Origin of the sequence: Egicoccus sp. AB-alg2 (assembly GCF_041821065.1) — a bacterium.
In the GTDB taxonomy this organism is placed as follows: domain Bacteria; phylum Actinomycetota; class Nitriliruptoria; order Nitriliruptorales; family Nitriliruptoraceae; genus Egicoccus.
Map to the genome: position 1 here is coordinate 494,134 of NZ_JBGUAX010000002.1, position 13,630 is coordinate 507,763.

Sequence of the window (13,630 nt, forward strand, 5' to 3'; positions counted from 1 at the left end):
CGGCCGCGTCAGGTCCCCGCCTGGGTGCCGGCGTGCGACAGCGTGCGCCGGACGAGGAGGACACCGGCGGCAGCGGCGGCCAGACCGCCGGCGACCATCGCCCACGCCGCGAGGTACGACACCCGGCCGGCGAGCGTGCCGAAGGCCAGCGGCCCGAGTGCTCCCCCGAGCCCGAGGCCGCTGAGCACCACACCCGCGGCCGTCGCCGGCGCGGCCGGATTGGCCCGCACGGCCGCGAGGAACGCCAGCCCGGTCCAGCCCCAGCCGCCACCGAGGACCAGCACGGCGGCCAGCACCGAGACCGCCGGGACCACGGACAGCCCCAGCACGACGGCGGCCAGGCAACCCGTCACGCAGAGCACCAGCACGGCCCGCATGGGGTCCGTCCCCGGCAGGTCCGCCCAGCGGCCGGCACCGATCCGGACGACGATGCTCGCCACGCTCGCGACCGCCAGGACCAGCCCGGCGACCGTCGGCGTCAGGCCCTGGGCCAGCAGGCCGGGAACCAGGAACGTGGCCGCGGCCGTGGCCGCACCGGCGCCCAGGCCGACCCCGACGGCGAAGCCGAGGGTGGCCGACGAGACGCGCGGCCTGCTCGCGCCGGTCGCGGGCGGATCGGCGGTCGCATCGGCGACCGCTTCGGCGACCCGCGCGTCGACCGCCTGCGCGTCGCCGACCGGTGCGTCGGCGGCGCCTGTGTCGGGGACCGGTGCGTCGGTCCTCGACGTGCCCACCGGCCGCCGATCGACGCCGCGCAGCAGGACCAGCACGACGGCGGCCACCACCGCGCCACCGAGGAACGCCGGCCGCCACCCGAGCGGCGCTGCGATCACGGGGACCGCGACACCGGCGAACAGCGACGCCGCCGGCACGCTGGCCTCCTTGAGCCCGAAGGCCTGGCCGTGCTGGCCCGCGGTCAGACGGTCCGCGAAGGCGCGGGCCGCGCCGGTGTCGACCAGCCCCACCGAGACGCCCACGAGCGACAGCGGCAGGACCAGCGTCAGCCACGTCCGCGCGAACGCCGCGACGGCCACGGCGACGAGCCCGGCCAGCACCACCCCGGTCCGCAACGTCGGTCCTGCCCCGACCCGTTCGCTCAGCCGTCCGGCCGGGGTCGCGGCCGCGGCGGCGACGAGGAACACGACGGTGATGATGGCACCGATCGCGGCCTCGCCGAGGCCGAGCTCCTGCCGGATGTTCTCGCTCAGGGCCCCGAGCAGGAAGATCGGCACCATCGCCGTCGTCAGGGCCGCCGCGGCCGGCCCGACCGTCCGAACCACGCGCTGCCCTCCTCACGACCGCCGAGCGCCGGACAGCATCGCACAGCCCGCACACGCGGCCCTCACCGCCGGGCGCGGGATCAGCCGGCCGAGGCGGTCGCGCGCCGGTAGCGCTCCCCGCGGTCGGTGGTGGTCCGCTCCCAGCGCCCGGACAGGCTGGCCGTCGAGGCGAGCCGGACCTCGCCCCGCCAGCGGTACGTGGTGGGCCAACGCCGGAAGGTCGGCAGCAACCGGGTCACCGCCCGCAGCAGCGGCGGCAGCCCCGAGGGCGGGCGCCACGGCTCGGTGACGTCGAGCCCGAGGGAGATTCGCTCCCCTGCCCGGGTCGCCTGCCACACGCCGCCCGTCATCGCGTTCCCGTCGACCGCGACCTCCCACGCACCGGTGACCGTCCGGCCCTCGGGAAGGCTTTCGAGGGCCGGTAGCGCGGGATCGAGCACGAACGTGGCGGCGTGTCCACTGGCCTCGGCGCGGACACCGGCGATCCCGTGCCCGCCGGTAGCGAGCACGACCGGCCCGGGATCCGCCACGTCGACCGGCGTGAGCGCCCGGTCGCCGGTTCGACAGACCGTCGCCACGACCAGCGGCGCGGCGGCCTTGACGAGGTGACGCCGGTGCAGGCCGGCACCCGGGAGGATCCCGGTGGAAACCTCGCGTCCGTCGATGTGGATCCGCGGCGGCTGCGACGTCCGACGCAGCAGGTCGAAGCCGTGCAGGACGACCAGCAGCAAGGAGGCGGGTGCGTCGATGCCGGCCCCGACCGGCGCGAGCAGCACACCGCTCCGCCGGGGGCCGGCCTCGCGGTCGTCGAGCACGATCTCGATCTCGCGCCCCTCCCGGTCGAGGAAGCGCACCTCGGCACGGACCCCGTCGGGTCCGACCTCGAGCACGTCCGCGTCGAAGACGGTCTCCACCCAGGCGCCGGTGCCGCCCCCGATGTGGTAGGTCGCGCGATCCAGCCGCAGTTCCGGCGCCGCGTAGTAGTCCGTGCGGCGGTCCTCGCGTCGCGAGAGGAACGCCAGCAGCCCGCGGCCGTGCACGTCGTCGTCGAACCACTGCAGTTCGAGCCCGTCGTAGACCGGGTGGTCGGCCAGCTCGCAGTTCATGAACCGCGCGACACGGTCGACCCCGACGTCGAACGGGCACAGCAGGGCCGGAGCGTCGACGTCACCGGCCGTCGGGGTGCCCGTCGCAGGGGTCGACGCGAGCCGTCGTCCGGTCACCATCACCACGCCTCCGGCAGGACCGACACACCGAGGGTCCACGGTGTGCCGGTCACGGGCCAGGGCCCGACGGCCCGTCGCGCCCGCCGAAGGACCGAGCGACGCGAACGATCCGGCACCGATCGCGCGCTTGGCGTAACGGAGCGGTGCACGCGTGACTCAGCCCCGGGGACGGCGAGGCAACCTCGATGTCGAGGCGGAGACGCTTGGTCGAGCCAGCGAGGCACCGGTGCGCCGCTGGCCGACCGTGCGTCGCTCGTTCGACCCAGTGCCGACGGTTCGACGCGGGGTCCGTCCCGGCGGTCGGCATGCTCGAAACCTGGCCATTGTCAGGGAATGGGCGTTCGCGCCGTCAGCCCGGGCCGTCGGCATGCTCGAAACCTGGCCATGCTCAGGGAGTGGGCGGCCGCCGGTCCGCCCCGGACGTCGGCACGCCGGAAACCGCCGTGTGTGCACGGTGCCGGCGCACGATGGACCGACGCCGTGATTCCACGGCTGGCCGAGGTGAGCCCATCGAGGCGGCTGGCGAACTCAGGCGGTGTCGAGGCCGGCGCGGACGCGGAGCAACTGCGCGAAACCGGTGGGGTCCTGCACCGTCACGGTCATGCCCGTGTGCCGCAGGACGCGGTGTCCGGCGAGGGCGCCGACCGGCTCGTCGAACTGCACGCAGACCCCGGTCCGGGCGTTCGTACCGAACGTCACCCCCCGGTCGGCCAGCGAGAGGTGCGGACCGATCACCTTGAGCGGCGTGAACGGCCCGGTGACCGTGACGTCGCGGATGTTGTCCACCGTCGTGTCCAGCAGCCACGGCCCGAACCTGGCTCGGAGCACCCCCGCACCGACCACGACCTGGGCCGTGGCCGGCGTGACGCCGAGCAGCCGGAGCAGCGGCCGGTAGCGCCCGTCGAAGTCGAACTCGAACGCCTGCATCGTGCCCTGCTCGACCATCATCTCACCCTCGCGCCGCGGACCGCACGGGTCGGGGGTACCGCGTGGCGCGGCGACGTGTGGGCGTCGCACCCCGTCCCGATGGCTGCCCGGCCCGTCGCCGGTACGCTTGGCCGACTCCGTGCGCGCTCACCTTCCGCCGCGCCGGTGGCTCCTCCCGCTTCCCTCGAACACTCGGGTTCCTCTGTGGCTGTCCGTTCCGACCTGCGCAACGTCGCGATCATCGCCCACGTCGACCACGGCAAGACCACGCTGGTCGACGCCATGCTGTGGCAGTCGGGCGCGTTCCGGGAGAACCAGGACGTCGGCGAACGTGTCATGGACTCCAACGACATCGAGCGCGAGCGCGGCATCACCATCCTCGCCAAGAACACGGCCATCTCGCTGCCCGGCCTCGACGACGCGCCCCCGACGGTCGTCAACGTGGTCGACACCCCGGGCCACGCCGACTTCGGCGGCGAGGTCGAGCGCGCGCTGACGATGGTCGACGGCGCCCTGCTGCTGGTCGACGCGTCCGAGGGCCCGCTGCCCCAGACCCGGTTCGTGCTGCGCAAGGCGCTGGCCAGCAAGCTGCCGGTCATCGTCGTGGTGAACAAGATCGACCGGCCCGACGCGCGGATCGACGAGGTCGTCGAAGAGACCCTGGACCTGCTCATCGACCTCGGCGCCGACGACGACCAGATCGACCTGCCGGTCCTGTACACCAACGCCAAGGACGGCACCGCCACCCTGGACCTCGACACCCCGGGCACGGACCTCAAGCCGCTGTTCCGGACCATCCTCGACCACGTCCCGGCACCAACCTACGACGCCGACCATCCCTTCCAGGCGCTGGTCACCAACCTCGACTCGTCCAAGTACGTCGGGCGCCTCGCGTTGTGCCGCATCCAGCACGGGACCGTCAGGCGGGGGCAGACCGTTGCGTGGTGCCGGGCCGACGGGACCGTCGAGAACGTCAAGCTCAGCGAGCTCTACCTCACCGAGGCCCTCGACCGCGTCCCGGCCGAGGAAGCCGGCCCCGGCGACCTGATCGCCGTCGCCGGCATCGCCGAGGTGACCATCGGCGAGACACTGGCCGACGCCGACGACCCGCGCCCGCTGCCCGTCATCACGGTGGACGAGCCGAGCCTCGGCATGACGCTCGGCGTCAACACCTCGCCGTTGGCGGGCCGCAGCGGGAACAAGCTCACCGCCCGGCTCATCGAGAGTCGGCTGCAACAGGAACTGATCGGCAACGTCTCGCTGCGGGTGCTGCCCACCGAGCGCCCGGACACGTGGGAGGTCCAGGGCCGGGGAGAATTGCAGCTCGCCATCCTCGTCGAGAACCTGCGTCGCGAGGGGTTCGAGCTGACCGTCGGCAAGCCGCGGGTGGTGACACGGGAGGTCGACGGCGTGGTGCAGGAGCCGTTCGAACACCTCTCGATCGACGTCCCCGAGGACTACGTCGGCGTCGTCACCCAGCTGCTCGGGCTGCGCAAGGGCCGCATGGAGCAGATGATCAACCACGCCACCGGCTGGGTGCGCCTCGAGTACCGGGTGCCGGCCCGCGGCCTGATCGGCTTCCGCACCGAGTTCCTCACGGAGACGCGCGGCACCGGCATCCTGCACCACGTCTTCGACGGCTACGAGCCGTGGCAGGGCGAGATCAAGACCCGCCCCAACGGCTCGCTGGTCGCCGACCGCCAGGGCCAGGCGACCCAGTTCGCGCTGCTGAACCTGCAGGAGCGCGGCCAGCTGTTCATCGGCCCGGGCGTCGAGGTGTACGAGGGCATGATCGTGGGCGAGAACGCCCGCAGCGAGGACATGGACATCAACCCCGCCAAGGAGAAGAAGCTCACCAACGTGCGCTCCTCCACCGGCGACGAACTCGTCCGCCTCGCCCCGCCGCGACTGCTGTCGCTGGACCAGGCCCTGGAGTTCATCCGGGAGGACGAGGCCGTCGAGGTCACCCCGGACGCGGTGCGGCTGCGCAAGGTCGAGCTCAGCGCCACCGTCCGCGGCCGCCAGGCCAAGCGCGCCAAGCACGGTGCCGCGCCGGCCTGAGGCGGCTCGAGGCGGCCTGAGCGCCGCCGGCGACGACCGGTCGTCCCTGCCCGTTCCCCTCCCGCCTGACTAGCCTCTGCGGAAGACGTCCACGGGAGGGGCGGCAATGGTCGAGGTGTCCGCACCGGTCGTGACCACGATGGTGCTCTACCTGGCCGGCATGATCGGCGTCGGCGTCTGGATGTTCCGCCGCACCAACGACCTCGGCGACTACGTGCTGGGTGGACGGTCGCTCGGGACCGTGCCGGCGGCGTTGTCGGCGCAGGCGTCGGACATGAGCGGCTGGCTGCTGCTCGGCCTGCCCGGGGCGATCTACGCCGCCGGGCTGGGCGAGGCCTGGATCGGCATCGGGCTGCTGATCGGCACCTACCTCAACTGGCTGCTGGTCGCGGGCCGCCTGCGGACCTTCACCGAGCACGCCGACGACGCCCTGACGCTGTCCGCCTACTTCGAGGCACGCTTCGAGGACCGCACCCGGCTGCTGCGGATCACCTCGGCGCTCGTGACGATCGTGTTCTTCGCGATCTACGTCTCCTCGGGGCTCGTCGCCGGCGGACTGCTGTTCGAGATGGTCTTCGGCTTCGAGCCGGACAACGCGATGGTCGTCAGCGCGCTCGTGATCGTCGCCTACACGCTGCTCGGCGGCTTCCTCGCCGTCAGCTACACCGACGCGTTCCAGGGCTCGCTGATGCTCGTCGCCCTGGTCGCGGTCCCGATCATCGGGGTCGTCGCCGACGGCGGCTTCGGGCAGATGACCGCGACCGTGCGCGCCGAGACGCCCGACCTGCTCGACCTGCTCGGGTCGGCGCAGTTCACCGGTGACGGCTGGGACGCGGGCGGGGCGCTGGGCGCCGTCGCGATCGTGTCCGGCCTGGCGTGGGGGCTCGGCTACTTCGGCCAACCGCACATCCTGGCCCGCTTCATGGGAATCCGCGACGCCGCCCTGGTCCCCGTGGCCCGCCGGATCGGCACCGCGTGGGTCACGATCTGCCTCGCGGGCGCCGTGCTCGTCGGCATCAGCGGCATCGCGTACTTCGACACGCCCCTCGACAACGAGGAGACCGTCTTCCTCGGGCTCATCTCGGAGACGATGCCGGCCTGGATCGCCGGGATCCTGCTGACCGCGGTGCTGGCCGCCATCATGTCGACCGCCGACTCGCAGCTGCTGGTCAGCTCCTCGGCGCTGACCGAGGACGTCTACCGGGCGCTGCTGCACCGCGACGCACCGGCCCGGACGCTGCTGTGGGTCGGTCGGCTCACGACCGTCGGCGTCGCCGTCGTCGCGCTGTGGCTGGCGTTGCGGGGCGGCACGGTCCTCGACCTCGTTGCCTACGCCTGGGCCGGCTTCGGGGCGGCCTTCGGCGTCCCACTGCTGCTGTCGCTGTACTGGCGCCGCATGACCGGTGCCGGCGCCCTCGCGGGCATGATCGCCGGGGCGGTCACCGTCGTGCTGTGGAACAACGTCGTCGACAGCGACCTGTACGAGATCGTGCCGGGCGTGCTCGCGTCGCTCGTGGCCTGCCTGGCGTTCAGCACCGTCGGCACGCCCCCGAAGCGCGACCTGGTCGACCAGTTCGCCGCCGCCGGCCGGGACACGACCGGCGCCGCCGGGACGGGATGAGACCGGCCGGCCACCGCCGCGTCCCCGACCGCGTGCCCATCGCACGCGACGTGCCCGAGCCCGTCGCGGCTGCTTCGATCACCCCAGCAGTGCGGCGCGCGCACCGCGGCCGATCCCGCACGCGCAGGCCGAGGTTCGACGATCGCCCGACCGACGTACCGTCGGGGGCGAGGAGGAGACGAGGATGCTGCGTTGGCTGCTGCTACGCGCCGCCGGGAGCCGCCGCCTGGCCGAACTGAGTGCGAGCAGTCCCGCCGCGCGGCGGGTGGTCGACCGCTACATCGCGGGCGACACCCTGGCCGCCGGACTGCGGGTCGCCCGCGAGCTGGCCGCGAGCGGGATGTCGCTCACCCTGGACCACGTCGGTGAGTACGTCACCAGCACCGAGCAGGCCGAGCAGGCCGCCCAGGTCTACCGCGACCTGCTGCGGCAGGTCACGGCCGAGGCGCTGCCGGCCGGCATCAGCGTCAAGCCGACGCAACTCGGGTTGCTGCTGGATCCCGAGCGGTGCGACAAGCTCGTCGACGACCTCGCGCAGGAGGCCGCCGAGGCGGGCGCGCACGTCACCCTCGACATGGAGGACCACACCGTCACCGAGGCGACCGTCGCGCTGGTGGAACGCGTCCACGCCGACGGCGTGACCAACGTCGGCTGCGCCATCCAGGCGGCGTTGCACCGCACCCCCGAGGACGTGCGCCGCCTGACGCGGCTGGGGGCCAGCGTGCGGCTGTGCAAGGGCGCCTACGCGGAGCCGGAGCACCTGGCCTGGCAGCGCCGTGTCGACGTGGACCGGGCCTACCTCGAGGCGGCCCGCTACCTCGTCCGCGAGGCGGACCACCCCCGTTTCGCGACCCACGACCACCGCCTGGTCGCCGCCATCAAGCGAGAGGCCGCGGCCGTCGGCCGGCCGCGTGACAGCTACGAGTTCCAGATGCTGTACGGGGTCCGCCCGGAGATGCAGCGCGCCCTCGTCGGCGATGGCTACCGCCTGTGCGTCTACGTTCCGTTCGGAACGGAATGGTTCCCCTACTTCACCCGCCGGCTCGCGGAACGACCGGCCAACCTGGCCTTCTTCCTGCGGGCCCTGACCAGTGGAGAGCAGCGATGAGCGACGGCCGCTACCGCGTCCCGGACCCGGTCAACGAACCGATCAGGGGCTATGCGCCCGGCAGTCCAGAACGCGCCTCGCTCGAGCAGCGCCTGCGCGAGCTCTCGTCCGAGCGCATCGAGGCGCCGTGCGTCATCGACGGACAGGACGTCACGACCGGCAACACGTTCGTCGCCCGGGCGCCGCACCGCCACGACCTCGAGCTCGCCGACGTGCACGCCGCCGGGCGCGACGAGGTCCAGCGCGCCATCGACGCCGCGCTGGCCGCGAAGCACGACTGGGCCCGGATGCCGTTCGAGCACCGCTGCGCGATCTTCCTGCGCGCTGCGGACCTGCTGGCCGGCCCGTGGCGCGACACGCTGAACGCTGCCACGGTCCTCAACCAGTCGAAGTCGGTGCTGCAGGCGGAGATCGACGCCGCCTGCGAGCTGATCGACTTCCTGCGCTTCAACGTCGCCTTCGCGCAGCGCGTCTACGACGAGCAGCCCAACTCCGTCGCGGGCGAGTGGAACCGCACCGACCACCGGCCGCTCGAGGGCTTCGTGCTGGCCGTGACGCCGTTCAACTTCACCGCCATCGCCGGCAACCTGCCGACCGCGCCGGCCCTGATGGGCAACACCGTCGTGTGGAAGCCGTCGGAGAAGCAGGCCGTGTCGGCGCACCACCTGATGCGGCTGTTCCAGGCGGCCGGGCTGCCCGACGGCGTCATCAACCTGGTCCATGGCGACGGCGCTCAGGCGGTCGACGTGGCGACCGCCTCGCCGCACCTCGGCGGGCTGCACTTCACCGGGTCGGCGACGGTGCTGTCCGGACTGTTCAAGAAGGTCGGCGAGCGCATCGACACCTTCCGGGCCTTCCCGCGCATCGTCGGCGAATCGGGCGGCAAGGACTTCGTGCTCGCGCACCCGTCGGCGGACGCCGAGCGGCTGGTCGTCGCGCTCGGGCGGGGCGCGTTCGAGTACCAGGGCCAGAAGTGCTCGGCCGCCTCGCGCGCCTACCTGCCGCGCAGCGTCTGGGACCGCGTCCGCGACCCGCTGGCCGACCTCGCGAGCTCGCTGACCATGGGCGACGTCGGCGAGGACCTGTCCACGTTCATGGGTGCGGTGATCGACGGCAGGGCGTGGAGCAAGCACCGTGACGCGATCGAGCAGGCGCAGGCCGGCGGCGCCGAGGTGCTGGTCGGCGGCAAGCCCGACGACACCGACGGGTGGTTCGTGCCGCCCACCGTGCTGGTCAGCGAGGACCCGCGGTCGACGACGATGACCGAGGAGCTGTTCGGCCCCATCCTGACCGTCCACGTCTATGACGACGGCGACTGGGAGGGCATCCTGCCGGAGGTCGACCAGGCGGCCGCCTACGCACTGACCGGGTCGATCTTCGCCGACGACCGGCGTGCGGTCGCCCAGGCCACCGAGGCGCTGCGCGACACGGCCGGCAACTTCTACGTCAACGACAAGCCGACCGGCTCGATCGTCGGCCGCCAGCCCTTCGGCGGCGCGCGGCGCTCCGGCACGAACGACAAGGCCGGCTCGGTGCTGAATCTGCAACGGTGGGTGTCGCCGCGGGTCATCAAGGAGACCTGGGCGGCCCCGCTGGACCACCGCTACCCGCACCAGGGCTGACCCGCTGCTCCGCCGCAGTGTCCGGACGGCGGTCCCGCCAGGCCGTCCGGACACCGCAGCGCCCGAAGGACGGGCATCGTCGCCCCGGCCGACACGTCATGCTGCTGCCTTCGCCCGAACCCGAAAGGTGGCGACGTGGCCGAGGTGGTCCGCATCATCCCGGCGTCGCGTGCGGCGGTCTTCGCCGCGCTCGCGGAACCCGGGACCTATCCGCGCTGGGTCGTCGGGGCGCAGCGGATCCGGGCGGTGGAGGGTCAGTGGCCGCTACCGGGTGCGACCTTCCACCACGTCGTCGGCGCGTTCCCGCTGCGCCTGCGTGACTCGACCACGGTCGTGGACGCGGCGGACGACGAGCGGCTGGTGCTGGAGGCACGCGCCCGCCCCGTCGGCCGCGCCCGCGTCGAGCTGCACCTCGAGGAGGTCCCCGGCGGCACGCGGGTCCGCATGAACGAGTACCCGATCTCCGGGCCGACCCGGTTCGTGCCCGAGGCGTTCCTGGCGCCCTCCATACGGCAGCGCAACGAGCTGTCGCTGGAACGGCTGGAAGGGCTGGTCACCGAGACCGGCTGACCAGATTCACCGCACGAGCGCGGCGACCCCCCAGATCAGGATCATGGTGACGCCGACGACCAGTTCGACGAGCACCCCGATGCCGTAGGCGCGCACCACGCCGAGCACGGAGCGCCACGCCCGGTCCCAGCCGCCCAGGCGCTGCTGCTCGGAGACGAGCAGCCCGAGGGCACCACCGATCAGGAAGCCGACGACCGGGATCGCGAAGAAGCCGACGATCGCACCCGCGGCGGCGATCCCCAGCGATCGCATCGGCACGCCGCCACGCCGCCCGTGCCGCGCCGGCAGCCAGATCGTCGCGCCGGTGCCCACCGCGAACAGCACGGTCAGCGCCGCGGCGATCGTCCAGCCGGCGGCATCGGTCGCCACGAACAGCGTCGTCGCCACACCGGCGAGCCACACCAGCAGCAGGCCCGGCAGGACCGGCACGATGACGCCCACGAGGCCGACCAGCATCACGAGCAGCGCCAGTACGGCGACGACCGGATCCATCCCTCACCCCTGCGGTGCGGGCCGCCGCCACGTCGACGGCCGGTCCCGACGCTAGGCGCTGACGCCGGTCACCTCGCAACTCGCGCTGTCGACGCCCGCGGCGACGCGGCCGTGATCATGGTGGGCCGGGCGGGGCTCGAACCCGCGACCAAACGATTATGAGTCGTCTGCTCTGACCGACTGAGCTACCGGCCCCGAACCCCACAGGGTAGTCGCCGGCTGCGCGGCGCCCGTCGCCGCGGCCACACGGACACTGGCGCCAGCCGCGTCCACCGGTACGGTTGCGCCTACAACTTCCTTCCCGCCGCCAGGCTTTCCCGCCGCCATCGGGTGCCTCGTTCTCGCAGGAGGACCGTCGTGTCGACCGTCCAGCCCCTCGGCCTGCACCACGTCACCGCCATCGCGTCGGACCCCCAGCGCAACCTCGACTTCTGGTTCACCGTGCTCGGCCAGCGTCTGATCAAGCAGACCGTCAACTTCGACGCCCCCGACGTCTACCACCTCTACTACGGCAACGAGGCCGGCCAGCCCGGCACGGTCATGACGTTCTTCCCGTGGCCCGGCACGCCGCAGGGCCGTCGCGGGGCGGGGCAGGCCACCATCACCTCGTTCTCGATCCCGGAGCAGTCGCTCGGCTGGTGGAAGACCCACCTCGGTGCGCTGGGTGTCGAGGTGGTCGACGTCCAGACCCGCTTCGAGGAGGACGCACTGCGCTTCCACGACCCCGACGGACTGCTCGTGGAACTGGTCGCGCACGAGGGCGGCGTGGGCGAGCCGTGGGACGGCGGGCCCATCCCCGTCGAGCATGCCATCCGGGGCTTCCATTCGGTCACGCTCACGCAGCGCTCGCTGGACGGCACGGGTGGCATGTTCGCCGACCTGCTCAACTTCGGGACCAGCCACGAGGCCGGCGACCGCGTCCGCTTCGAGGTCGGCGCCGGCGGCCCGGGCCGCTGCCTCGACGTCCTGATCGACCCGAAGGCGCAGCCCGGCCTGGTCGCCAACGGCACGGTGCACCACATCGCCTGGCGCGCCCCCGACGACCCGACCCAGCAGGACTGGCGCAGCCAGATCGTGGAGTCGGGCACGCCGGTCACCGACATCCTCGACCGCCAGTACTTCCACTCGATCTACTTCCGCGAGCCCGGAGGCGTGCTGCTGGAGATCGCCACCGACGAGCCCGGGTTCACCAAGGACGAACCGCTGCTGGAGCTCGGCCGGACGCTGCGGCTCCCGCCGTGGCTGGAGCCGAACCGCGAGGCGATCGAGGCCAACCTGCCGACGCTGAAGCTCCCGGAGTCGTGACCGTGGCGATCGGCGTCGACCACCACGTCCACCTCCACGAGCCGGGCACCGGGGACGACCCGCTCACCCTGGTCCTGCTGCACGGCACCGGCGCGGACGAACGCGACCTGCTGCCGCTGGGACGGTTCCTCGCCCCGGGCGTCACCCTGCTCTCACCGCGCGGCAACGTCGCCGAACACGGCATGAACCGCTTCTTCGCCCGCCACGCCGAGGGCGTGTTCGACCGCGACGACCTCGTCCGCCGCACGCACGAACTCGCCGACTGGCTCCAGGCCGCCGTCGACCACTACCACCTCGACCCCACCCGACTGGTCGCCGCCGGGTTCTCCAACGGCGCCAACATCGCGGCCTGGCTGCTGCTGCTACGCCCCGAGGTGCTGCGCGGCGCGGCGCTGTTCGCCCCCATGCTGCCCTTCGAGCCCGACCAGCCGGGCGAGCTGTCAGCGGTCGCCGTGCATCTCTCGGCCGGCCGCCGCGACCCGATCTGCCCGCCGGAGCAGGCCGAGCGGTTGGCACAGCTGCTCAGCGAACGGGGCGCCGCCGTCGAGCTGAGCTGGCACGACGGCGGTCACGAGCTCCCACGCACGCAGGCCGAGGCCACCCGCGCATGGCTCGAGCGGCTCCGCGGCGCGACGGCCTCGGACCCCGGCCACGTGGCCTGAGCGTTCCCGCGGGAACGTCAGGGGGTCGGCGCCTGCCCCATCGGCGCCGTGATGGCGGTCAGCGTGCCCGACGCCTGCAGGTCGCCGGCCCTGGCACCGGTCACGAAGACCGCCAGGCGGTAGGTCTGCTGCCGTCCGGTCGGCACCTGCAGTGTCCAGTCGACGGGCACGGAGATGGAGCTCTTGCCCGGACCCGACCCGCTCGCCGGCGCGCCCGGCTGGCCGGAGAGCACCGCGTAGGACGACGGGCCGTGGCGGTCGTTGGGGCCCAACACGTAGGCCTCCACCTCGCACGGGCAACCAGCGACCACGCCGTCGCCGTACACCGAAACCGATCCCTGCAGGGTCACGTAGCCGCTGCCGCTGCCGCGCTCCCCGGTCGTCTCCACGTCGACGACCGCGGCGACGCCGCTGACCCCGTTGTAGCCGCTGCGCGCGGCCGCCAGCGTGGTGGCGCTGTTCTGGCTGTCCGCGGTGATCTTGGGCAAGCCTCGGTCGAGGAACGTCGCCATCTGCCCGCGGCGGACGAAGCTGTTCGGGCAGAACACCGACGTGGTCCGACACCCGATCGTGATGCCGGCCTCGCGCACGGCGCTGATCGCGTCGTGGTGCTCGTGGTTGTTCGGCACGTCGCTGAAGTGGTGGTGGGCCGAAGCCGGCACCGCGACCAACAGCAGCAAGAGCATGGCGGTCAGCAGGAACGGACGGCGGCGGGGCAGCTTCACGACGGCTCCTCACGGGTGACGCGACGTGGGT

Annotated in this window: 12 protein-coding genes and 1 tRNA gene; 7 read left to right on the forward strand and 6 right to left on the reverse strand. The window is 72.9% G+C overall.

Annotation, left to right across the window (positions count from 1 at the left end):
• Positions 1 to 8 precede the first annotated feature (8 nt).
• The 3 genes from ACERM0_RS04955 to ACERM0_RS04965 all read right to left on the reverse strand — a co-directional run bounded on the left by ACERM0_RS04955 (position 9) and on the right by ACERM0_RS04965 (position 3,454).
• Entirely contained in the window at positions 9 to 1,280 is a 1,272-nt protein-coding gene (locus ACERM0_RS04955) for an MFS transporter (RefSeq protein ID WP_373677409.1), read from the reverse strand.
• Between the two features lie 80 nt (positions 1,281 to 1,360).
• On the reverse strand, positions 1,361 to 2,506 hold the full coding sequence (locus ACERM0_RS04960; protein ID WP_373677410.1) for a hypothetical protein: 1,146 nt from the start codon (positions 2,504 to 2,506) through the stop codon (positions 1,361 to 1,363).
• A 528-nt stretch (positions 2,507 to 3,034) separates the two neighbouring features.
• Positions 3,035 to 3,454, reverse strand: a complete 420-nt coding sequence (locus tag ACERM0_RS04965) for a hypothetical protein (RefSeq protein ID WP_373677411.1) — start codon at positions 3,452 to 3,454, stop codon at positions 3,035 to 3,037.
• Between the two features lie 183 nt (positions 3,455 to 3,637).
• Between ACERM0_RS04965 and typA the strand changes: the two genes are divergently transcribed.
• The 5 genes from typA (at position 3,638) to ACERM0_RS04990 (ending at position 10,415) form a co-directional block, all read left to right on the forward strand.
• The gene (gene typA / locus ACERM0_RS04970) at positions 3,638 to 5,494 is read left to right on the forward strand and encodes a translational GTPase TypA (protein ID WP_373677412.1); all 1,857 of its coding nucleotides are present in this window, start codon (positions 3,638 to 3,640) and stop codon (positions 5,492 to 5,494) included.
• Between the two features lie 106 nt (positions 5,495 to 5,600).
• Complete coding sequence (gene putP, locus ACERM0_RS04975) at positions 5,601 to 7,115, forward strand: sodium/proline symporter PutP (protein WP_373677413.1); 1,515 nt, start codon at positions 5,601 to 5,603, stop codon at positions 7,113 to 7,115.
• 184 nt (positions 7,116 to 7,299) lie between these two features.
• The gene (locus ACERM0_RS04980; RefSeq protein WP_373677414.1) at positions 7,300 to 8,223 is read left to right on the forward strand and encodes a proline dehydrogenase family protein; all 924 of its coding nucleotides are present in this window, start codon (positions 7,300 to 7,302) and stop codon (positions 8,221 to 8,223) included.
• Complete coding sequence (gene pruA, locus ACERM0_RS04985) at positions 8,220 to 9,845, forward strand: L-glutamate gamma-semialdehyde dehydrogenase (protein ID WP_373677415.1); 1,626 nt, start codon at positions 8,220 to 8,222, stop codon at positions 9,843 to 9,845. Before ACERM0_RS04980 ends, pruA begins: the two co-directional genes overlap by 4 nt.
• Positions 9,846 to 9,980: 135 nt before the next feature.
• Positions 9,981 to 10,415: an SRPBCC domain-containing protein gene (locus ACERM0_RS04990; RefSeq protein WP_373677416.1), complete on the forward strand. Its 435-nt coding sequence runs from the start codon at positions 9,981 to 9,983 to the stop codon at positions 10,413 to 10,415.
• Between the two features lie 6 nt (positions 10,416 to 10,421).
• Here ACERM0_RS04990 and ACERM0_RS04995 read toward each other — a convergent pair whose 3' ends face one another.
• Entirely contained in the window at positions 10,422 to 10,907 is a 486-nt protein-coding gene (locus ACERM0_RS04995) for a DUF456 domain-containing protein (RefSeq protein WP_373677417.1), read from the reverse strand.
• Positions 10,908 to 11,025: 118 nt separating this feature from the next.
• Positions 11,026 to 11,102 (reverse strand) — tRNA-Ile (locus tag ACERM0_RS05000).
• A 162-nt stretch (positions 11,103 to 11,264) separates the two neighbouring features.
• Here ACERM0_RS05000 and ACERM0_RS05005 point away from each other — a divergent pair.
• Together ACERM0_RS05005 and ACERM0_RS05010 are read left to right on the forward strand one after the other, a co-directional pair.
• On the forward strand, positions 11,265 to 12,212 hold the full coding sequence (locus tag ACERM0_RS05005) for a ring-cleaving dioxygenase (RefSeq protein WP_373677418.1): 948 nt from the start codon (positions 11,265 to 11,267) through the stop codon (positions 12,210 to 12,212).
• Between the two features lie 2 nt (positions 12,213 to 12,214).
• Positions 12,215 to 12,874 (forward strand): alpha/beta hydrolase, encoded by a 660-nt coding sequence (locus tag ACERM0_RS05010; RefSeq protein WP_373677419.1) that lies wholly within the window; start codon positions 12,215 to 12,217, stop codon positions 12,872 to 12,874.
• 17 nt (positions 12,875 to 12,891) lie between these two features.
• Here the strand turns inward: ACERM0_RS05010 and ACERM0_RS05015 are convergent, their stop codons facing one another.
• Positions 12,892 to 13,599 (reverse strand): S-layer homology domain-containing protein, encoded by a 708-nt coding sequence (locus tag ACERM0_RS05015; protein ID WP_373677420.1) that lies wholly within the window; start codon positions 13,597 to 13,599, stop codon positions 12,892 to 12,894.
• Positions 13,600 to 13,630: the final 31 nt, after the last annotated feature.